Origin of the sequence: Methylocella tundrae, from assembly GCF_038024855.1 — a bacterium.
Lineage (GTDB): Bacteria > Pseudomonadota > Alphaproteobacteria > Rhizobiales > Beijerinckiaceae > Methylocapsa > Methylocapsa tundrae.
In genome coordinates this window covers 3,271,744-3,292,776 of sequence record NZ_CP139089.1, presented here as the reverse complement: position 1 = coordinate 3,292,776, position 21,033 = coordinate 3,271,744, and the positions used below count along the sequence as shown (strand labels likewise).

Below are 21,033 nucleotides of genomic sequence, written 5' to 3'. Positions count from 1 at the left end.
CGCCCGAACTCGACGCAAGGTTTATCGAGCAATCCGCAGGTCCAACGCGGGACGCCTATGTGCTTGCGCGCAATACCTACCTTGTCATCGACCCGGACCTCAAGATCGCTCTCGATGTCGTCCGCCGGAAGCAGGCGGCCTCGAAAGATGAGCGCCGGGAATTCATGAAAAATCCGCGGGCGGCGATCGCCGAGGCTCTCGGCGCGGCTGAAGAGGAGGCGGCTGCCAGTCTCTTCGTCGAAACGGCCCAGTATTCGGATCGAGTTCTTGAGCTCGGGTTGTGGGAGCCGCCCGCCCTTGCGTGGCTCACACGCAAGTCCGGGCAATGGCTGCCGGAAAGCTTCCCCATTTGGGTCGGCTCGCGCCAGATCGCCATGACTCCAGACAGCATTACGACTCTCAAGCAAAACTGCGCCGCCGCGCGGCAGGCCGGCGAGGCTGACATCGAGGTGCAGGGCGAACGGCACTCGGTTGATGTCGTCGAGCAAGCCGTTCGCGAAGCCGAAGCGCTATATGGAACTTTTAACCCCGACAGAGCGCAGCCGCCTGCCGATGCGGCCGATAACGCGAACCAGGCAGGAGATCCATCAGCGGCGCCAGAGGATCCGGCTTCCGGCGATGATCTGGTCCTTCTGATCAAGACGAACATCGACGGGCTCGATTACGAGTTAGTCCACCCTAGACGGGGGGCACGTATCGCGCGGGACCTTCCGCATCAAGCACTCGGCGCAACGACGCCGCAGCCGCATCAGCTCGAAGGATTCGACTGGCTGGTGAAGACCTGGAGCGCAGGTTGGCCTGGCGTGCTCCTCGCAGACGATATGGGTCTCGGTAAAACCTTACAGGCGCTCCTGTTCCTCGCATGGATCCGGCGCAACGAACTTGCGTCTGGTCGCGCCGAACCACCGACGAAGCGGCCCATCTTGATCGTCGCGCCGACGGCGCTGCTCACGAACTGGGTCGCTGAGTCGGTCCGACACCTCGCGCAGCATGCGCTCGGAACCTGCGTCGAGGCTTTCGGAAGCAGTCTCGTGAAGCTCAAACGCCCGAAGGGCGCGCAATGGTCACCAGAGGACGCTCTGGAGATTGGCGCGCTGACTAGCGCGGATTGGATCCTGACAACCTATGAGACGCTCGCGGATAATCATCGCGCTTTTGCGCGCGTGTTCTTCTCGGTGATTGTGTTCGATGAGATGCAAAAGGTTAAATCTCCCGGCACCATCAACACCCAGAGCGCGAAGGCGATGCATGCGGATTTCGTTATCGGGCTCACTGGTACGCCGATCGAAAACCGAATCGAGGATCTGTGGTGCGTCATGGACCGGATTGCGCCTGGATATCTTGGCGACCTCAAGAATTTTTCAGCCGAGTATGGCGGCGAAGACCCCGCGGCGTTGAAGATGCTGAAAGTTAGGCTTGAGGCGCCATTCCGCGAAGGACCCGCCGTCATGCTTCGACGGATGAAAGAGGAAATCCTCGTCGGCCTGCCAAAGAAGAACGTCAAGAAATATCCGACGCCGATGCCCAGCATTCAATCGGAAGCGTATGACGCCGCCGTCGCGGAGGCCCGAAAAGGCAAAGGCGATCCTGCGGGGATGCTGAAAGTCGTGCATGCCCTTCGCAGCATTTCACTACATCCAACCGGTGCGCAAAATGTCGACTCTTATGACGCGCATTCGGTGCGGCGGTGGATTGCCGCTTCGGCACGCCTGTCTAAGACTATCGAATTGCTGCATTCAATCAGGAGCGCATCCGAGAAAGCGATTGTGTTCATCGAAGATCTTGAGATACAAAAGACTCTTGCCGCAGCGGTTCCGCAGCTTTTAGGCCTCTCAAAGCCGCCCGACGTTATCAACGGCGGAACGCCCGGAAAGAAGAGGCAGGCCGTCGTAGATCGGTTTCAGGATGGCGGGAAAGGTTTTGATCTCCTACTGCTGTCGCCGCGCGCGGCGGGGGTCGGGCTGACGATCACGGCTGCAAACCATGTCATCCATCTTAGCCGCTGGTGGAATCCTGCTGTCGAAGACCAATGCAACGATCGGGTCTATCGCATTGGGCAGGATCGTGAAGTCACGATCCATGTGCCGATTGCACGCCATCCGGTTTTCGGCGACGAGTCGTTCGATCACACGCTCGATGATCTTCTTGAGATCAAACGCAAGTTGTCTCGCCACATGCTGGCGCCGCCAGTGCAGAGCAACGACGTCAGTCGTCTTTTCGGAGCGGCAATCAGAGGCGAGCAGGTTCAACGCCCGCCAAACTAAGCCGGTCGAGCCAAATGATTGATCTGTGCCGGAGCGCGAAAGCGAGCCGAAGGCCGTCGTGGTCAGAAACGCGCGAGCTTGATGGCGTCGCTCACTGTGCGCCGCGGAGATCACCTCGCACGGGGCCGCACTCCTCCAACCCCCGGAGTCGCCTTCCGCGCCGCTGATTCGCCCAACGCTTTTTTGTAGACATGCCGCAACATCCTGTATGCACGGCGGTTACCGCGCGGCGAAATCCCCAAGGAACTCCGACGCTGGAGCGATGCCCGTGACGAAAAGCTGATCTCTGGCCCGCGTGCATGCAACATAAAGTAGATGCCGTTCCGTATTATAGACCTCCTCGAGGTCGGCGTCGTCCGTGACCGTCTCGATGCGTTCCTGAAGCGGCAGCACATCTTCGTCGCAGGCCATGACGGCGACGGCGCGGAACTCGAGGCCCTTCGCGAAATGCATGGTGCTGATCCCGATGTGGCCGGCGCTGGCCTCAACTTCGTCGGTCAATTCGATCGCCGAGCCGCCAGCCGCCTTGACGGCCTGGAGGGCGCGCACCAATTGATCCTCCGACCTGACGAAGACGCCGATCTCATTTGGCTGATATCCTTCTTTGAGACGGTCTGCGATCCAGTGCCCGACGGCTTGCTGCTCCGCGCGTGCGTCATCAAAAATCCGCACCCCGGGCGTCGGCCCGTTGAAGACCGAGACTGTACCTCGTCGGCTCTCAGAATTTCCGTCGACGTCCGCGATCGATGACGGCAGGAGCCGGTCTGCGTGGGTGCGAATCTGGTGCGACGTGCGGTAATTGATGCGCAAGGTGTGGGAACGGCCCCTTACGTCGATCCCAAGGGATTTCCATGAAAACGGCTGCTGGAAGATCCGCTGACCGATGTCGCCGGCGAAGAACAACGCGTTGGGACGATTGCCGCCAAGTGCGCTGAAGAAACGGGCTTCGGCAATGCCAATGTCCTGCGCCTCGTCGACGACCGCGAAATCGTATGGTCTGTCCGCGCCCTCAGCGAGACGCTCAGAAAGTGAACCGAAAACGTCAGCCCAGGTAACCGAACCACGCTCCCGAAGGCCAGCGCGAACCAGCTCGAAAATCGCCCAAAGCTTTTCACGCTGCTTGCCGCTGAGCCGGGTCTTCCGGCCAAGGCGAGAAACCTGCGAATAGGCTTCCCAGCTCTTGAGGTTCCATGCGTCGACCACCTCGCTCCATTCGCCGAACAGGAACTGCGGCGAGAATTTCGCGCCATCTGCGCTCAATGCCGCTTGCGACAGCAGCGATCGAATGAGATCGGCTGAAGCAATGCTGGGCTCGCCGAAGGCGCGCGCATAGAGATCATGGCCAACCTCGGAAATCGACTTCACAACGATTCGCTCCGCGACGAGCGGCTCATTGCCGATGAGCTGGTCAATCTTCCTTTTGAGCGCGTTCGCCAATGCATGGGAGAAGGTCGTAAGGAGGACCTTCGCCGCCGGATTCTGGCGCGCAAGATAGACCGCGCGATGGAGCGCGACGATCGTCTTGCCTGTCCCCGCTGAACCGGAGACGCGAACCGGACCCGAATAGTCGCGTTCGACGAGCGCGGTCTGGTCCGGGTGCAAAAAGACCGCCCATTTTTCCCACGGGTAGTCGAGCGCGCGCTGCAGCTCTTCGGCGGTGCTGACCAGGCGAAACCGGCGCTGCGCATCGGGATGCGCGAAAGCATCGGCATCGAACAATATGGGCGCGCTCTCCACTGCCGGGGGCGCCGCGCTTTGATAAGGCGCCTTGGGAACTGCTGCGGGAATCTCCGGCTGCTCGCCGACGGCGAGCTTCAGCAGCGCCTCCTGCGCCTCCTGCGGCAAATGTTTGATGACATCGAACAGGCTGTCTTCATCGGCTGTCCGGACGTCGGCGATCCACTCCTCAGGCACGCCGAAGCTCATGAGTTCGAATTTGCGCAGATTGTCGAACAGCTTCGGTTTTGCCGCTTGGGCCAGCGCTTCGATCACTTTCGGCTTAAGGATCTCGATTTCCTCGATGCGCTCGCGGACCTCGACCAGTTGCATGGCGCCGGTTGCCGGATGGCGTTCGATCTTGCGGCGCTCGGCCCATTTATAGGCGTCGTCGTGGTGATCGACATAGGTGAGCAAAAGGCTCGATGGCGTTCGGTGGACGATCAGCCGGATGTCCGCGTTCACGCGAACGGACCAGAAATTCGTGTCTTTAGCGCGGTCGAGCTTGTGGAACGATAGGCCCGGCGCCGACGGATTCATTTGCAGGTCGAAGGCGGTGGTCTTTGCTGCCTTCTGTTCCTGCGCCGTGAGCCGCCCCAGGCTGTCGGTGAATGTATCGGCGATGCGAAAGTCCATTTGGCGGCCTTATCGGGGCTTTGCCGTCCTGTCACGGCCGAGTTTTGCAATCATCCAAGGAAATACGATTTCGCGTGGCATTCGCCCGCAAAAGCGATAGCCCGTATTAAAAATATGCCAGGCGTTACCCCCGTTCTTGCCCATGCCAGGCAATGTGAAGCACTTTCTTTCATTACACATATCTTTGCTTCGCACCGCCCAAATCAGCAGGTGCTCGATTTCCTCAAGCGCCTTTCCAATCCTTTCGATGCGATTCTTCCCTGAGATGAAGTCAACTGGAGCATAGCTGAACTTTACCTGACCATTTTTTTTGACGATTTCGTGCGCCGTCTCGTGATTCCCAAAGCGACTTCTCGGAGCGGTGGTTAGTCCGATATACACGATGTGGTCTTTCGTGAGCGATTTACCGTGATTACGAACGAGCGAATACAGGAACGGCTTTTCGGTATCGAACCTTGGTTCGGAATCTTCCTTGGCCCAGATTGTGGGCCGCGACCAATGTAGCCCGGCTTCTTTGTAAAGAGGGTTGTCCCGTGAGTTACATACCTTTGAAACAGCATCGTTCCATTGAACGATTTTATAGCCTTTCATTTTTCTAACTCCACTCCAAACACCTTCATCACCTCATCCCCGAGATGGTTGATGACCTTCACTGCGATGCGGCCGGATTCCGGCTTCGGGAACGGGCGCGACGTGTCGCTGTAGAGGCTTTCCCACGCTTCAGGGTCGATCTCGGCTTTGAGCGTCGTTTTCAACGCCTTGTAGGGATCGTTCGCGCCGAGGAAATAGGCGTGGCGGACGAAGAAGCTTTCCTCGTTGTAGTCGGTGTCGAGCATCCACAGCGCGATGCCGTCGGTGCCTTCGGAGACCACCTCGCCGGTCTGCGGCTTGAACACATCGACGCCGAACACCTTGACTCGGATCATGCCGTCTCCGGCGTCCTCGATCCTGATGTCGGGCTCGCCGAAGATGACGAAGAGATTGCCGGCGCCGGTGGCCTTGAGGTCGGTCCCCATATGAAGGTCGGGGTTCATGCGCGCTTTCAGCACCGCCACGCGGCCGAGCTTGTCGAACTCGGCGGAATGAGCGTCATAGTTGAAGGCGCAGGCGATGAGCGCATCGAAACCCGCGTCGCCCGCCTCGCGCGCGGCGGCGACGAGATCGGGACGCGACACGGTGCCAAATTCCGGACCGATGAAAATTCCGGCGCGCTTCTGCTTATCGCCTTCCATGAAGAGGCCCTCGGCGCAGATGAAGTTGCCGGGCCAGCCGGTAAGGCTCGTGAAGGCGATACGGTCTTCCTTATGCGCCTGCTGGACGCCGGCGACTTTGAGGTTTTCGAGAATCATCTGGGCGAAGTCGGTCATCGCTTCGTCGCGGTCGATGCCCCTTTCTGGCGGCTTGCGCTTGCCCTCGACGGCGTCAAGAATGTCGATCAGTTCGTCGTTCCAGTCGACCGCGAGCGTGCGATGCGGCGACAGGCTCTCGACCGTGAAGGGCCCGGCGACGCGGATGCGGTCCTTGTCGATATAGGGCTTATCGTAAAGATATTCCGACTCGGCCTTGGCGGCGATCGAGGCGTCGATTTCTTTCTGGCGGGCGATGCGGGCGTCCCACCATTTGCCGTGGATTGCGATGGCTTCCGGGCTTGGCCAGGGGTCGACGGCGTCCGCGGGCAATGTGGCGAAGGCGTAGGTACGGCCGAGCAGTCTGTTGAGTTGGGCGAGCACCTTCTGCGATTTCTCGCCAACATCACCGGCGGCGATCGCTTCGCGGAGTTTTGCGTGCAATGAGGCCGCGTCTGCCTTCCAGGGATCGCCGGCTTGTCTGGGAATTTCCCATTCTTCCCATGGTTGTTTGCGGCCAAGCACTGCGTTCAATTGCGCACGCAGCGGCTCGAGCGTCTCCTGCCATCTCTCCCAGATCACGTCGATCTCGGCGTTGTTGGCGATGCTTTTCAGCGTGATATGCGGCACGCGCTCATAGACGAAGCCATGGCGGATGTCGCCGCGGGTCGGCGCCGTCTTCGGCGGCGTGCGGCTGATCTCGCCTTCCTTGCGCTGGCCTTCGGGCGAATCGGCGAGGAGATAATAGGGATAGCGCGCGCCCATCAGACGCGAACGGGCAAGCGCGATGGCGACGCGGCTTGTATCGATTGTGATCCAGCGCCGACCCCATTGCTCCGCGACATAAGCGGTGGTGCCGGAGCCACAGGTTGGGTCAAGCACGAGGTCGCCCGGGTCGGTAGCCATTAGTATACAGCGCTCAATGGTCTTCGTGCCCGTTTGGACGACATAAACCTTCTCGTCAGTGAAACTACCTGTCCCTGTATCAGCCCAAAAATTTGTGAAGCTGAAAGTAGGATTGTCGTCAAAATACCTGACATACCGGATTGTCGAACCGCCAAGAGTAATTCGATTCGATTTTCCTAGACGATCAAAACCTATTGGGCCCGTTTTCCAATATCCTTTGCCGGGACGGTATTCGTTTCCCTCGAAAATTACCGGAAAACTCGTCGCATTACCTCCGCTCTGGCTTCGAATGTCTGAAGTCGCAAAAACCCGTCCGTCAAAGATGCCGCTAGATATTTCTTCATTGGACATACGACGGCGCGATAAATCATTATGCTCAATTTGAGTGTATACCACCGCACCTTCGCCTCCAACTGTCTTTACGCGGAGGATCTTCCGAAATTTTGCCGATTCTCTTTCCTTGGAATACCAAATAATTAGGTCATAGGACGTCGGGAGAAGATCGCTAGTTTGTCCGGTTGTTTTCGAAAACGCTATTTCACTTACAAAGTTATTTTCTCCAAACACCTCATCCATCAGCGCTCGCACCCGATGCACATTCTCATCGCCGATCTGCACGAAGATCGATCCGCTCTCATGCAACAGGTCACGCGCAACAGTCAGCCGGTCGCGCAGATAGGTGAGATAGGAATGGACGCCGTCGCGCCAGGTGTCGCGGAAGGCGCGCACCTGTTCCGGCTCGCGGGTGATCTGGTCCTTTGCGCCATCCTTCACGTCGCGCGAAGTCGTGGACCACTGAAAATTCGAGTTGAATTTTATGCCATAGGGCGGATCGAAATAGATGCACTGCACCTGCCCGCGCAGCCCCTCGCGCTCGGTCAGACTCGCCATCACGGAGAGTGAATCGCCCGAGATCATCCGGTTCGACCAATGCGCATCGTGCTGGTAAAACTCGGTCGCCGCCTCCTTGTCTTTCAGCCCGTTGAAATCGGCGAAGAGATCGGGCGCCGGAGGCGCCGCCTCATCCGCCCGCGCTTTCGAGTGGCACCGCAGATCGTCGATGATGACCTTCGGGTGCACCTTCTCCTGAATATAGAGCGGCGGCGCCGAGACGATGAGATCGGACCAGTCCTGCTCATCCTTGCCGCGCCACACAAGCTGCGGATCAAGATCGCGGTTGCGCCGCTCATAGGCAAGCCGCACCGGCGTCTTGTCCTCCTCCCGCATGACGGATTCGAACTCGGCGGTCGGAATATTCTTCCGCTTCGCCTCGGCGTGCTTCAGCGCATCGACTTCGATGGGTTTTTTGGCCATTTTAAAGTCAGTCCTCCAGCCGTTTTGGCTTGGCGAGGGACTTTCGTTCCTCAGAAGCCATGCGCCGCTCGACCTTTTTAATGTCCTCCGCGGGTGGCAAGCTCTCCGGACGGATACCGCGATCGAGCAATGTCTTGCGCACGGCCTGATTGTTGGTGACATGCTCAGCCGAGATTGCCCGCTCGGACCTCATCGCATGGGCGTGGGCATTGAAAATCGTGATCTCCGTTGCGAAATCCTTGGCTTTCAGGATGATCGTCGGCGCGAAATCCGCCAGCGGCCGCGCATCTGGCACTTTCCATTGCGCTTTCATGGCCTGCGTCGAGCGTCCGAAAAGCGCTTGATCGCCTTTGCTGCGGATGAGCGCGAAATCCTGATTGCCGCCGGTTTGCTCATAAATGACGATCGAAAGCTCCTTCTCGGTTTCGCTCAGCTTCTTACGGGCGGCGATCCGTTCTACTTCCAAAAGGCGCTGTTCGATGAGTTCCGCCCTGCGGGTCTGGATTGCGAAGTAAGCCTGGGCAAAAGCGATTTCGGGCTTTGCCGGGTCGCCATTCTGGGCGATGAGGTAGCAGGCGAATCGAGTGAGCAGAATGTCGTCGATCTCGCGCCGGGCGTTGGAGCCGAGTTCGACCATTTTCCCGACGTCAGCAAAATGGTCGCGAACGTCATGGCCCGAGACGTCGCAAGCAGTTTTTGCCTTCGTGACGACGTTTTGAAAATTATCCCATTTCGAATAGCCCAGGAGGAATTGCAGGTCTCGCGCCAGCCAGTATTCCACACCTGACTCGGTCTGCTGCGCGTGCCCTTCGAAGGTCTCTGTCAATTGCTGAACGATCTCCGATTTCATATCCTCTGCCCTCCCGGCAGCATCCCCTTGATCAATTTCTCGAACTCGGCTTCGATCTCATAGATCGCCGTGAATTCGGCGAAGGCCCATCGCCCGAATTTTTCCAGATTGTTGACGCCGGGAACCCAATAGGCGCGCATCGTATTGGCCTTTTCCTTCGCGTCTTCGCCGCGATAGCCCTTGATCTCGACGATGAGATTGAGGGGATCGTCCCTGCCGTCATTCACCTGCACGATAAAATCCGGAATGTATTTTCGCGGCGTCGAACCCATGAGGTAAGGCGCTTCGAGGCCAAGGTTCTGGTTTTTAACATAGGCCCGCACCTTCGGATGCGCCTCGGCGACGCGGCAGAACTCCGCCTCCCAATCGCTGTCGCAAATGACCCAATTGATGTGGCATTTGCGCGGATCGGTCTGCCAGCGCGTCTCCTTGGATGTCGTGAAGTTGACGTGTGCGGTCGAGCCGGTCGGATTGTAAGCGTCGAGGATCGCCTTGACGGGATTTTCCCCGACGAGAGAGAGCGTGATCGCGGCCTTGATGCGCTCGGCGGCCATGTCGGCGATTTCTTTATAGACGAGCTGCCCGGGAAATGTGCCGCCGGAGCATTTGAGGTAGCCGCCCTCCAGCCATTGACGGGTGATGCGTTTCAGCTGACCGAAGAGATGCAGCTTCGGCTCTTCGCCTGGATTGCGATATTTGTTGTAAAGGAGATGCCGCGCGAGATGGAACAGGATCGTCGATGATCGCATGTCTGCTAGATGCTCGAGCGTCAGGTCGACGCCCTCGCCGATGATGCCCTGATTCTTGGTGACCGATGGTCCTACGCGGTCAGGGGTCAGGTTTAGGATCGAATCCGGCGTGAAGCGAGCTTCCAGGCGCTCGTCCGGCAATTCGACGCGGTAGCCCTCGACACGCGGAAAGACGATCTCCAGTGGGTCGCGCTCCGGCCTGACGGCGTGAACGCGAACGGTCTCGCGCGGCTTCGCGGGCGGCGCCACGACAGGCTTGGCGGCGAAGTCGAAGGGGATCCCTAAAATATCCGCATATTCGACGTTGAACAAACCTTCTTCGTTCAAATCATAGGACTGACGCCGCAGTCCCCGGCCGACGACCTGCTCGCAAAGCAGTTGCGTGCCAAAGGCGCGCACGCCGAGGATGTGGGTGACGGTATTGGCGTCCCAGCCTTCGGTCAGCATCGAAACGGATACGACGCAACGAATCTGTTCGCCGAGTCTGTCCTTCTTGCCGACGGTATTCATGACTTCGCGCAGCAATGTTGTGTCGTCGATCGTCTCGCCAGCCCTGATGTCGCCACTGCGTTCGACGATCTCACGGCGGAACCGCTCGATTTCATCGCCTGCGATCTCGCGAAAATCCTTGTCGAGCGCATCGCCCGATTCGAGCTGCGCACTGTCGATCAGAATCGTGTTCGGGCGGGGAATTCTGTTACCGTAGTCGTCATAGTTGCGGAACAAGGAAAGGCGGCCATTCTCAGGCGTCGTCGATCCGTCGTCGTTTTCGCGGCGAAAGCCGGAAATGTATTTGTATATGAGTTCAGATGTCGAAGTGTTGTTGCAGACGACGATGAAGACGGGGGGAATTCTCAGTCCCGCCTGTTGCCAAAGATCGGACGTTTTTTTGTAATGACCATAGAGGGCTTCAAGCGCCGTCAACAGCTCCGCCGGCAGGCTCAATGGATCGAGAGACTTGCCTGACAAGCTTCGCCCTTTTTTTGGCAGTTTCTTGCCGATATACTCCCATAGATTCCGGAACTTTGGCGTCTCCCCGCCGGGAATATTGTCGGCCACCGGCACGCGCGGCAATTTGACGATGCCGCACTCAATCGCGTCCATCAGCGAGAAATCGCTCATCGTCCAAGGAAACAACGTGCCTTCGACATAGCCGGAGCCGCGAAGAAAGAATGGCGTCGCCGAGAGATCGTAGACCAGTGACAATCCCAGCTTGCGCTTGACTGCCTCAAGACCGGAAATCCACATCCGCGCCGCTTCATTGTTCTCCTTCGCCTCGTCTTTTTCTTCGCCTCTCAAATCGCCTTCGGTTTCGCCCAACGCGTCCTTGACGCGCTCGCGATAGCAATGATGCGCCTCGTCGTTCAGGACCGTGATGTTCTTCATGCCCATCAACTCGGGCATGACGCGCTGGAGCATCTGGCCTTCGGTCTCGAGCGTCTGAAGCTTCTCGCCACGCCATCCCTCAATCACGGAGCGGGTGCCTTTGGCGACGTCCACGCGTTCGCGCAGTTTGAAAGCGTGGTAGTTGGTGATGATGATTTTGGCGCGATCTATGTCGGCCAGCATGTCGGGCGGAACGATCTCGCGCTGGCGATAGTAGCTTTCGGGATCATTTGGAAAGAGAACGCGCAAGCGATCTTTGATCGTGATGCCGGGCGCCACGATCAGGAAGCCGCGCGAGAACTGCTTGCTGTTTTGATGGCGAACCGCATTGACGGTCTGCCAGGCGATCAGCATCGCCATGACGGTCGTCTTGCCCGCGCCCGTCGCCAGTTTAAGCGCGAGGCGCATCAGTTCGGGATTTGCCTGCTCGTTTGCGCCCTTAAGATGGTCCCAGAACTTGGCGCCGCGGGCGCCCATTTTCGGCGCGACTTCGACCAACCAGATCGCTGTTTCGACGGCCTCGATCTGACAGAAGAAGGGCCGGATGCCGTCAAACTTATGAGTCCTCCAATGCTTCAGGAGTCGGGCGGTCTCCGGAGTAACGAGCCACTGGTCCGGATTGGGAAGGGCGCGCCACGTTTCAACGTAGGTTCTGACCTCATTGATGATCGGCGTCGGGTTGTACTCCTGCTCCTCCGACGACAGGCCATCGCCTCCGTCAAAGACCATTTGCGTCTGGCCGCGCGCCTGCCGACGCTTCTTTGGCTTCGGCACCGGCGTGATAAGATCGGAACGACGACGAGTTTCGATGATCCGATTCGTCGGCTGTCCGTCTGCGTCGAGTTCCCAATGGCGCGCCGGGTAGGCGTATGGCGAGTTAAGGATCGGGCGTTCGAAGAATCGCTCTTGCATGCAATCTCACTTCTGAAAATTGTAAGAAGGAGAACATTCGCTCTTGAATGATGCAAGGGACGAATATTGATTTGCCCGCTTTGCCGCCGCCAAAAGGGCCAATATCGATTTTGGCTCCCGCCGCAACCAGGCGAAAGAGTGCGAAAGGGCGTTAAGTCCCCCTTGGAGGCTCTGCATGGGCTGGTCCAGGGCCGGCGACTAACCCGCAGATCACGTACTAACCTGCCCTAACGGTTCATAGTCGCCGATCGCACGAGCGCCTCGGCCCGACGGGATTTCGACTCCATGCCATTCATGTGCGGCGATGCTGTCACCTGCCGGCAGAGGAAAACCGTGAACAATTTTCTCGAAGCCTTGCGGTGGCGACACGGTGGCGACAATTTCTATATTATGGCACCGTCGATTGAGAAAAATACGTCGTAACATATTGATTTTACTGGTGCCGCAAGAGGGATTCGAACCCCCGACCCCCTCATTACGAATGAGGTGCTCTACCAGCTGAGCTATTGCGGCAATTCCGTCTTGATCGAAAGCTCCGATCTTCGGCGTCACCTCTTAGCGATAAGCGCGGCGCTTCGCAACCGTCCTCTGCAAATCCAGTTCAGCACGTTCAGATTGACGCCGGCTGATTCATTTCCGCTTGACGTCGAAGAGCTGCGCGAACTCCTTGGGCTGTTCCTTTTCCTCGTCCTGCTGCTGGACCAAAGCGGCCATCTCCTCGGTGCGCGATTGCTCAGGCGCCGGCGGCTCCTCGTCTGTGACGACCGCCGCGCCCGCCTCAGGCTTTGCGACGGGCGGCTCGGCTTGCGGCGTCACTGGCGCTGAGGAGAGCGATTTGCTCTGCGCCTCACCGAGCAGCAAGGGTGGAACCGGTGGAAGAATCTGAGCGAAAACCGCTTCCTCCACTTCATCGCCAGAACTCAGACGTTCGACCGGCTTTTGCCAGACGAAGGCGTCGAGCTGGCCCGTCACCGGCGAAATCGGACGCCATTGGTCGGACGTTACCCCATCCGCGACCCAAGTCGGATCGCGCGGCGCGTGCGAGGCCCGCGTCAACCATTCGCGAAAATAGCCGGCGGCGCCATGCTGCTTCTCTTCGATCTCCGCCATGAAGCGGCACATGCGGGCGGTCGGTCGCTCCGGCCCTTCGATCAACGGCTGCATCGCTTCGCGGGCGGCCTTGTAATCGCCGGCCGCGATCGCCGCCTGCGCGATCATGATTTTGCTCTCGGCCTCGCGCGGAGCGAGCCGCGCGAGCGTCAGCGCCCGCGCCAGCCGGCCGGCGCTGGAGTCTCCTGGATGCAACCCCAGATAAATCTTGGCGAGATCTGGATGCGGCGTCGCTGCCCAGGAGGTTTCGATCAGTTTCGTCGCTTTGCGCACATCGCCGGAATCGCGAGCGAGCCTTGCGGCAAGCATAATGGCGGGGACGAGAGTCGGCGCGCGTTTCAGAGCGGCGCGCGCGAGCGTCAAGGCTTCGGCCGGTTGCGCGTCCGCTTTTTCGAGCGCAATCGCGGTCTCGAGAACCGCCCTCTGGCGCTCGCGAATCGTCTTGTCAAACAGTTTCGCGCCCGACGCGCCCTCGAGCAACGCCAATGCGCCTCGCCAGTCGCCGGCTGCTACCTTATGGTCGAAATTCGCCTTCGCCGCCCAGGGCAACGGCGCGATCTGATGCGCGGCATCCACATATTGCTGCGCCTTCTCGACGTCGCCCTGGCGCTGCGCCTCGACGTGAAGGCCACGCAGCCCGAGAAGACGCATATCGTTGCGTTTGCTCATTTCCTCAAACGCCGCCGCGGCCTGGCTCGCCTCCCCCGAAAGCTGGGCCGCCTGCGCTTTCAAAAGCAGCGCTAAAGGCTCGTCGCGGAGAAGCTTCTGCGCCTCGGCGGACGCCTTGCGCGCAACCAGCGCATCGCCAGCGCCAACCGCGATCATCCCGCGCGAGAGAGCGGCATAGCCTCTCTCTCGCCGTTGTCCCCGCGTCGCGAGCGCCATCAGGGAGGGAAACTTGAAGATGAAACGGATGACGCTCCATAAGGCGACCAGAGCCGCCGCCGCGACGAAAATGGCGCCAATGCCGACAAGGACAGAGGTTTCAATGCGATACCCCTGCCAATTGAGCACGAGTTCGCCGGGCCTGTCGACGAGCCAGGCCTCGCCAAATGCCAGAGCGATGAGGACAGCGAAGAACAGGAGGACGCGGATCATGTGTTTCCTGTCAAAAGCGCGATTGGGATGTTTGCGAGGCGCAGATCCTCGCGACGATCAAGACTTCGGCTTGCCTAACGCCGTCACCGCGTCCGCTTCGATCGCGCTCGCCGCAGCCACGGCGTCAAGACGCGCTTTCGCCGCCTCGCCCCATGCCGCCGACTTGACCTTAACCTCGGCCGGGAGCTGCGACCAAATGGCATAGGCTTTGGCGACGTCGAGGCGCGCCAGAGCCTTCTCGATCGCAGCGACGCGGCCGGGAAGGTCGGGATCATTGGGATCGCCTTGCCGATGAATGCGGACGAGATTTGCGGCGTCATGCGCGAGCCGATCGAGAATGCCGCTATCGTGCTTTTGCGCCGGCGGCGCGTCGAGCGTCGGCGCGAGAGCTGCGAACCGGTCCGCGAGGTCGCCGACGCTCGCAACCCCGGTCTTCGCGGCTGCGCGCAAGGGCGCAAGTTTTGCCGGATCTTCGCCAAGCGAATCCAGCGCGGCGAGTTCGTCCGCAAAAGGCTCGCCGCGCGTCACGAGCTGCAGCAAGCTGATCGCGGCGACGCCTTTTGCGGGAACAGCAGCCAAAGCCCGCGCGCTTTGAACCGCGGCCTCGCGATCCTGCTGCTGCGCCCTGACGTCGACCTTCGGCGCCGCGAGCTTTGTCTCGAGCGCGCTGACCTTTTGTTCGAATGCGGCGATTTTCGCTTCGAGCGGCGCAATGTCCGGCGCTTCGGCGGCAGGCGATTCGCCGCCCGCCTTCGGCCGCGCGGCAAGCTCCGCGTGCAGTTCATTCAAGGCCGAGTGAGCCGAGGCCGCTGCCTTGCCGGCGCTGTTCTCAGCGCCCGTCAAACGGCTTTCGATCGCGGCTAACGCGGCAGCGGAAGCCTCGCTCTTATGCTCCAGTTCCACAATATGCGCGTTCAATTCGGCAACATGGTCTCCGTCGTCCGGAGCCTGCTGCTGGTCCAGCATGCGCAATGCGAAAGCGCCGCCAAACCCGGCCAGCGCTCCTAGGATCAGCGCCGCGGCCAAAACAGGCGCACGCGAAGGCTGTTTCACCTTTTCGATCCGAGGCGCAACTTTTGGCTGGCCAGGGGCGATGGTCTCTGGCTCCGGCCTCGCCCCGCCAAGCGAATCACCGCTCGACGCCGCCTCAGGCTGGGGGATTGGGGTTGTCGCGGTTTCGCCTGACGCCGCCAGAGAGGAAGTGTCCTCCGCATCGCCATCTGGCGCTGGGCCAGCTTGGGTCGTCTTTTGAAAAAGCTCGTCCTTATCGTCAGCCATCCAGCGCCCTCGCCTTTTCGCCCTTTGTAAAGCAACCCATGGCCGATCGCAACGATGAAGCCCGGTGTGCTGTGCTGTCGAGGCAGCCGCGGATATGACGCTGACGGAACGTCAGATAAGGCGACGGCTGGCGATCGTCCCCGCCGCAACTTCGACTGATTTGCCATGCTCCGCCCAGGCAGACGCCTGCTTGGCGAAGCCGCCTGCGATCCTGCCGCCAAAGCTTCTGAAAAAGAATAAAGAAACCGAATGCAAGAAATACATACGATAATTTCAGGCACAATTCTCGTTTTCTAAAATCTATCTGCCTGAGACACATGTATTCATCGCCAAATACGGTCATGTAGTCAAACATACCCGAAATATATGCACTAAATTTACAATTGACTATTTCCATAAATGAAACGATACCAGAACATGAATGAATTATTCGTAATTATATTTTATCAGCTCACCCGATCGGGTTTAGCACAAGCCCAAATATGATAAATGATATGCCACAACATTTACATGTTGTTGACATAATTTGCAATTACCCGAAAGCTTACGGCTCCGGTCAAGGCTCTGCTTCGGCGGCGCGGTTGGAGCAGATGCTACAAGGAGTGGTGGCCATGCCGGGAACAATAATTCGATTTTTCAATAGATTGCGCTATTTACCTTTAATCGGGCGAGCATCTCTCGCCGGTTGCATTGCCCTTTTCTGCGCCGCGCCTTGCGCGGCCTGGGCTAAAGCGACCATCATCAATGCGCCTTTTACCGCCAATCCGGGCGATTTCATATCCCTCGAGGGCTCGGGCTTTGGCGCAGCGCCGCAGGTATTCATCACGCCCGGCAATACGAATGTCAGAACCCAGGTGCCGGTCACGAAAGGCCAGGACAATGTCGTCGTCCTGCGCATTCCCAAAAACTGGGCGTTCAGCCTCTACACGGTTCAGGTCTACGATAATGCGTCGTCGACCAGCAACTCGGTCGCCATCAATGCGCCGCAGGCTTTTCAGTTCTGGCGAGCGGACATCGCCCCGGGCCGACCCACCCGCCTCTATGGCCGCAATCTGCTCGTCGCCGGCGGATCGCCAAGCATCATTTTGCTCGATACGCAAACCAACGCTCAACTGGCGGCCAGCGTCGCCCCCAGCAACAGCACTTTCTTTTTTCTCACTTTCATACCGCCGTCCGGCATTGTCGCGGGTCACACTTACAAGGCCATTGTGTCGAATGGGCTAGCCTCGACCACCACAGAAGCGACAGTGCTCGGGCATGCGGCCGGAGGCGACTATTTCGGCGTTGACGCGCCCTGGGCCTATGACTTCGTCACGAAGAACGGACCTGGCTATAACGCCGGCGTCGCAGGCACGAAACAGTCTGACCACCATATCTTCAACGTCAGGACGGACCCGAGCCTGAACCCTGTCGCGAGGGGCGACGGCGTCACCAATGACGCCGGCGCGATTCAATCGGCGCTCGACCAGGCGTCAAGAAACGGCGGCGGCATCGTCTACCTTCCGGCGGGAACCTATAATCTCGGAGTGACAGGCATCGACATCCGGGCCGGCGTCGTTCTCCAGGGCCATAGCAACGCGGACACGAAAATCATCTTCGGTCCGACGTCCGCTCAGGGCTCGTCCTTCGGCATGTCGGGCATTGAAATTCCCGACAACGCGGCGCTGACCGGCATCGCCGATCTCTCGATCCAAAATGTCGATCTCACGAGCCAGAGGGTCGTCAATCTCGACACGCGAGGCGGGAGCATCAGCAAGTTCTTCATTCAGCGCGTCAATTGGGAACTCGGCAGCGGAGCGTCTATTTTTCCGGTCGGCGATCGAATCAGCATTATGAATTCCAACTTCCATCAGGCAGTTAACTTCCAGAATGGAAGCCCAGCGACCGGCGGATTGGGACCAATTTATATCTTCGGATCAAGCAATCTCGTGTTCGTGGGCAACACCATCAAATGGGCGACCGATCAGGTTCTGATGAATGACATGGTTAATGCTTTCATCGAAAGCAATCACTTCACGCGCAGCGCGTCCGATAAGGTTGCCGCGACGTCGGCGATGGCCGCCGCCGCGTGCTGCACAAGCACGCCGGTCGGGACCGGTCAGATGGTCAGTCGCAGGCTCGGACGCCAGTTGACGATCCAGTTCGGCAAAAACATCATTATTGCAAACAACATCTTTGACGTGTCGGACGGCTCCCTCGACAGCACCCTGAACGATGGCGAAACGTTCCTGAATGAATCGAGAGGCCGGGAGGACGAAGGCGTCGTGACCTCGGCAAATAGCACGAGCGTCAGCGCCAACGCCAAAAGTTGGAATTATTATTCAAATTCGATGGTCATCATCGTCAGCGGCGCGGGAGCCGGGCAGTGGAGACACATCACACAGTTGAGCAACAACAGCACCTTCACCATTGATCAACCCTGGGACGTCGTTCCTGCGGCGGGCGATCATTTCACCATCGCGGTTCCTTCTTTTGAAAACGCCTGGATCAATGGCAACACCATGAGCAACAATCCCCAAGGGATCAGTCTGTGGGCAGGCGCATTTCTCAACACCAACGTCTCTTCTAACAAAATGACGGACAACGGCGGCATTTATCTCAATCCGATATCGACCAATTCCGACGCCGTTGGGCTCCCCGAGTTCAGCGTGTCGCGAAACATCGAGATAAAAGGAAACACTCTCGCTAACATAAACTCTACGAGATCACCCTTTATCAACATAAACTTGACGAACATCTGGCCGAACACCTTTTGGGGGTATAGCACACTCGGAGTCGAAGTACGCAACAACAGTATCACGACGCGCTCAGGCACCTATTCTTACCCATACCCGCAAGGCTTTCAGAATGTTGTCTATTACCAGGGGCAGACTCCTTATGTGGAACAAGGCAAGTCAGCTCTTGTCGGAAATATTTTCCAGGGAAATGCCTGCATCAATTGCCCGGTAGACTTCCAGATCGGGACCGGGGATCTCGATACGGTCATCTGGAATTCATATACCGTAAACTCCCCCGGAGTTACCTCGACATTGCTGCTCGATACAAGCCAGTTGAATTACTGGGTTCCGGGATCGATTGGCACAGTGATCGGACATGATTGAACGCGCCTTGTTGCTTCATTCGGTCTGAACCGGCCGGCTCGCGCTAGATCGGACACGACGGAGAAATCCGTCGTGTCCGCGCCGTTCATAACCGTAGAACGGCGGCCGCCGAGCCACACCTACGATCGCGAGAATCGCTCGCATTGTCTGCCAATCCCACTCGCCAGCCCCTGACGGCGCCGCGCATCGCGCAGTCCAGCACGGCGCAAGACTGGGATGCTTTTCTTCTTGCGATGATTTCCCGCGCGCTGGATCCGATACAACGCGCAACGGATCTTTGAGGATGGAGTTCGATCGACATGCGGCGCGATCGCCCGGCGCAGGCCACTGACTTTTGAATTGCGATCAAGGACAGCGCGTTGAGGATGGCGTTGACGCGGCCATCGAGCGGTCGATCGCGCAGCTTCGCAGCGGCCGGACCGAGGACGCCCTGCTGGGTGTGCGCCCTTTGGACTCGCAGCAAGTTGCGAGTCCGGAAAAATCCACGCTCATCGGCCTGATTTGCCTCAGCGCCGCGGACTATGAGACGGCGCTTAACTGGTTCAACCGCTCGCTCAGCCTCGATCCCGCCAATGCGCAAGCCTGGCTCCATCGCGGAGCGGCGCTGCAGCAGCTTGGCCGGGCGGAGGCGCTCGCATGCTATGACGAGGCGCATCGTCTTGGACTCGCAGAGCCGGCGCTCTTCTATAATCGCGGCAATCTTTTGCGCGCGGCCGGCCGGCTCGACGAGGCGATTGCGTCTTACGATGCCGCTTTGCGGCTCAATCCTGCCTATCCGGAGGCTTTGCGCGCCGGCGCGCTTGTCCTGCGTGATCTCGGCTATCCGCAGGGCGCCATCGAATTTCTCGACGAGGCGGTGCGCCTCAGCCCGAGCTTTACCGAAGCTCTGATTGATCGCGGCGATATTCTGCAAGGTCTCGATCGTCTGGACGAGGCCATCGCCTGTTACGATCGCGCATTGAACAACGATCCGGACAACGCTGCCGCCTGGAACAACCTCGGCGCCGCTCTGCTGACGCTCGGCCGCTATGGCGAGGCTGACAAGGCGTTTGACGCCGCTTTGCGCGCCGACCCACATTCTCCTCAAGCCTGGAACAATCGCGGCAATCTGATGCTGGCGACGCAGCGCCCGGAGGCGGCGCTGTCCGATTATGAGCGGGCGCTCGCGCTGCGCGCTGACTATTCGGAAGCGTTGATCGGACGCGCGGGCGCGCAAAAGCAGCTCGGCCGGCTCGGCGAAGCTCTGGCCGGGCTGGATAACGCCCTCGCGTTGCAGCCGGACTCGGACCATGCGAAGAACAACAAAGCGGTCCTGCTGCTGCTGCGCGGCGAGTTCGAACAGGGCTGGGATTTTTATGAATCGCGCTGGATTATCAGCAGAACGCCCAAGCACGCGCTCAAGCTTGCCGTTCCCGAATGGGAAGGTCAGAAGCTCGATGGCAAAAACATCATCGTTTTCGACGAACAGGGTTTCGGCGACACGATTCAGTTTGTGCGCTTTTGCCTCATTCTCACCGAGCTTGGCGCCAACGTCACCTTCTTCTGCCGCCGGCGTCTGCACCGGCTTTTCAAGAGCCTCGCGCCGCCGCTTCGGCTTATTGACCGCCTCGAGCCGGGCGATCTTGGACGCGGTGAGCGCTTTGATTTTCAAATCGCCCTTTGCAGCCTGCCGCGCGCGCTGAAAACGCGGCTCCATTCGATCCCGACGCCTATTCCTTATCTTTTTGCCGAGCCGGCTCCTGTCCAAAAATGGGCGGCTCGGCTTGGCTCGCACGGCCTCAAGGTCGGGATTTGCTGGCGCGGGAGCGCCAATTTGAAGGCCGATCGCGGCCGCGCCGTGCCGCTCGCCCTGTTCGAGAGGCTCATAGGCGCAGGGACGACCGGCGAAGGCGTGCGGCTGATCAGCCTGCAAAGGCCGGCCGACCTGCCGCCGCAGGACGATCTCGCCGGCCTACCCTGGCTCGAACGGATGGGCGCGGACTTCGACGCCGGTCCGGACAGCTTCATCGACACCGCGGCTCTCATGCAGAGCCTCGACCTTATCGTCTCCTGCGATACCTCGACCGCGCATCTCGCCGGCGCTCTCGGCCGGCCCGTCACCGTTTTGCTGCAGCCCATTCCCGATTGGCGCTGGCTGCTCGATCGCGAGGATTGCCCCTGGTATCCCTCAATGCGGCTGATGCGGCAAAGCCGACAAGGCGACTGGAGCGAGCCAATGTCGCGCGTCGCGGAGGCGCTGCGAAATCTCGCGTCATGATAGCTTGAATTCTGACCAAGCCCGCGCCGATTCGCGATAGGCTCGTCGCCGCGTCCAAGCCAGCGCCCGCGAGAGGGAATAATCATTTCCGAAACGCGATGAGATGAGCG

Annotated in this window: 11 protein-coding genes and 1 tRNA gene; 3 read left to right on the top strand and 9 right to left on the bottom strand. The window is 59.2% G+C overall.

Annotated elements, in window-relative coordinates:
• The first annotated feature begins 59 nt into the window (after positions 1 to 59).
• On the top strand, positions 60 to 2,264 hold the full coding sequence (locus SIN04_RS17405; RefSeq protein ID WP_134491247.1) for a DEAD/DEAH box helicase: 2,205 nt from the start codon (positions 60 to 62) through the stop codon (positions 2,262 to 2,264).
• A gap of 219 nt (positions 2,265 to 2,483) precedes the next feature.
• Here the strand turns inward: SIN04_RS17405 and SIN04_RS17400 are convergent, their stop codons facing one another.
• From SIN04_RS17400 to SIN04_RS17360, 9 genes are all read right to left on the bottom strand, one after another.
• Positions 2,484 to 4,616: a 3'-5' exonuclease gene (locus SIN04_RS17400; protein WP_134491245.1), complete on the bottom strand. Its 2,133-nt coding sequence runs from the start codon at positions 4,614 to 4,616 to the stop codon at positions 2,484 to 2,486.
• Between the two features lie 9 nt (positions 4,617 to 4,625).
• Positions 4,626 to 5,207 carry a hypothetical protein gene (locus tag SIN04_RS17395; protein ID WP_134491242.1) on the bottom strand — a complete coding sequence of 194 codons (582 nt, stop codon included), beginning with the start codon at positions 5,205 to 5,207 and terminating at the stop codon, positions 4,626 to 4,628.
• Positions 5,204 to 8,182, bottom strand: coding sequence for a site-specific DNA-methyltransferase (locus tag SIN04_RS17390; protein ID WP_134491239.1), 2,979 nt, complete (start codon positions 8,180 to 8,182; stop codon positions 5,204 to 5,206). The genes SIN04_RS17395 and SIN04_RS17390 overlap by 4 nt, the downstream gene beginning before the upstream one ends.
• Before the next feature lie 7 nt (positions 8,183 to 8,189).
• Complete coding sequence (gene dinD, locus SIN04_RS17385) at positions 8,190 to 9,032, bottom strand: DNA damage-inducible protein D (RefSeq protein WP_134491237.1); 843 nt, start codon at positions 9,030 to 9,032, stop codon at positions 8,190 to 8,192.
• The gene (locus SIN04_RS17380; protein WP_134491235.1) at positions 9,029 to 12,079 is read right to left on the bottom strand and encodes a BPTD_3080 family restriction endonuclease; all 3,051 of its coding nucleotides are present in this window, start codon (positions 12,077 to 12,079) and stop codon (positions 9,029 to 9,031) included. Before SIN04_RS17380 ends, dinD begins: the two co-directional genes overlap by 4 nt.
• Positions 12,080 to 12,516: 437 nt before the next feature.
• Positions 12,517 to 12,592: transfer RNA gene (locus SIN04_RS17375), tRNA-Thr, on the bottom strand.
• 117 nt (positions 12,593 to 12,709) lie between these two features.
• Complete coding sequence (locus tag SIN04_RS17370; protein WP_134491233.1) at positions 12,710 to 14,287, bottom strand: heme biosynthesis protein HemY; 1,578 nt, start codon at positions 14,285 to 14,287, stop codon at positions 12,710 to 12,712.
• 57 nt (positions 14,288 to 14,344) lie between these two features.
• Positions 14,345 to 15,565: a COG4223 family protein gene (locus SIN04_RS17365; protein WP_134491231.1), complete on the bottom strand. Its 1,221-nt coding sequence runs from the start codon at positions 15,563 to 15,565 to the stop codon at positions 14,345 to 14,347.
• The gene (locus SIN04_RS17360; protein WP_134491229.1) at positions 15,558 to 15,962 is read right to left on the bottom strand and encodes a hypothetical protein; all 405 of its coding nucleotides are present in this window, start codon (positions 15,960 to 15,962) and stop codon (positions 15,558 to 15,560) included. The genes SIN04_RS17365 and SIN04_RS17360 overlap by 8 nt, the downstream gene beginning before the upstream one ends.
• Before the next feature lie 214 nt (positions 15,963 to 16,176).
• Here SIN04_RS17360 and SIN04_RS17355 point away from each other — a divergent pair, with 214 nt between their 5' ends.
• Both SIN04_RS17355 and SIN04_RS17350 read left to right on the top strand, forming a co-directional pair.
• Positions 16,177 to 18,666, top strand: coding sequence for a glycosyl hydrolase family 28-related protein (locus SIN04_RS17355; RefSeq protein WP_341264100.1), 2,490 nt, complete (start codon positions 16,177 to 16,179; stop codon positions 18,664 to 18,666).
• A gap of 334 nt (positions 18,667 to 19,000) precedes the next feature.
• Positions 19,001 to 20,923: a tetratricopeptide repeat protein gene (locus SIN04_RS17350; protein ID WP_134491225.1), complete on the top strand. Its 1,923-nt coding sequence runs from the start codon at positions 19,001 to 19,003 to the stop codon at positions 20,921 to 20,923.
• The last annotated feature ends 110 nt before the right edge of the window (positions 20,924 to 21,033 follow it).

Bases quoted from the DNA above. Each gene is read 5' to 3' on its own strand.
- SIN04_RS17395 (WP_134491242.1), bottom strand. From the start codon at position 5,207: ATGAAAGGCTATAAAATCGTTCAATGGAACGATGCTGTTTCAAAGGTA.
- SIN04_RS17390 (WP_134491239.1), bottom strand. From the start codon at position 8,182: ATGGCCAAAAAACCCATCGAAGTCGATGCGCTGAAGCACGCCGAGGCG.
- SIN04_RS17380 (WP_134491235.1), bottom strand. From the start codon at position 12,079: ATGCAAGAGCGATTCTTCGAACGCCCGATCCTTAACTCGCCATACGCC.
- SIN04_RS17400 (WP_134491245.1), bottom strand. From the start codon at position 4,616: ATGGACTTTCGCATCGCCGATACATTCACCGACAGCCTGGGGCGGCTC.
- SIN04_RS17370 (WP_134491233.1), bottom strand. From the start codon at position 14,287: ATGATCCGCGTCCTCCTGTTCTTCGCTGTCCTCATCGCTCTGGCATTT.
- SIN04_RS17355 (WP_341264100.1), top strand. From the start codon at position 16,177: ATGCCGGGAACAATAATTCGATTTTTCAATAGATTGCGCTATTTACCT.
- dinD (WP_134491237.1), bottom strand. From the start codon at position 9,032: ATGAAATCGGAGATCGTTCAGCAATTGACAGAGACCTTCGAAGGGCAC.
- SIN04_RS17360 (WP_134491229.1), bottom strand. From the start codon at position 15,962: ATGGAAATAGTCAATTGTAAATTTAGTGCATATATTTCGGGTATGTTT.
- SIN04_RS17365 (WP_134491231.1), bottom strand. From the start codon at position 15,565: ATGGCTGACGATAAGGACGAGCTTTTTCAAAAGACGACCCAAGCTGGC.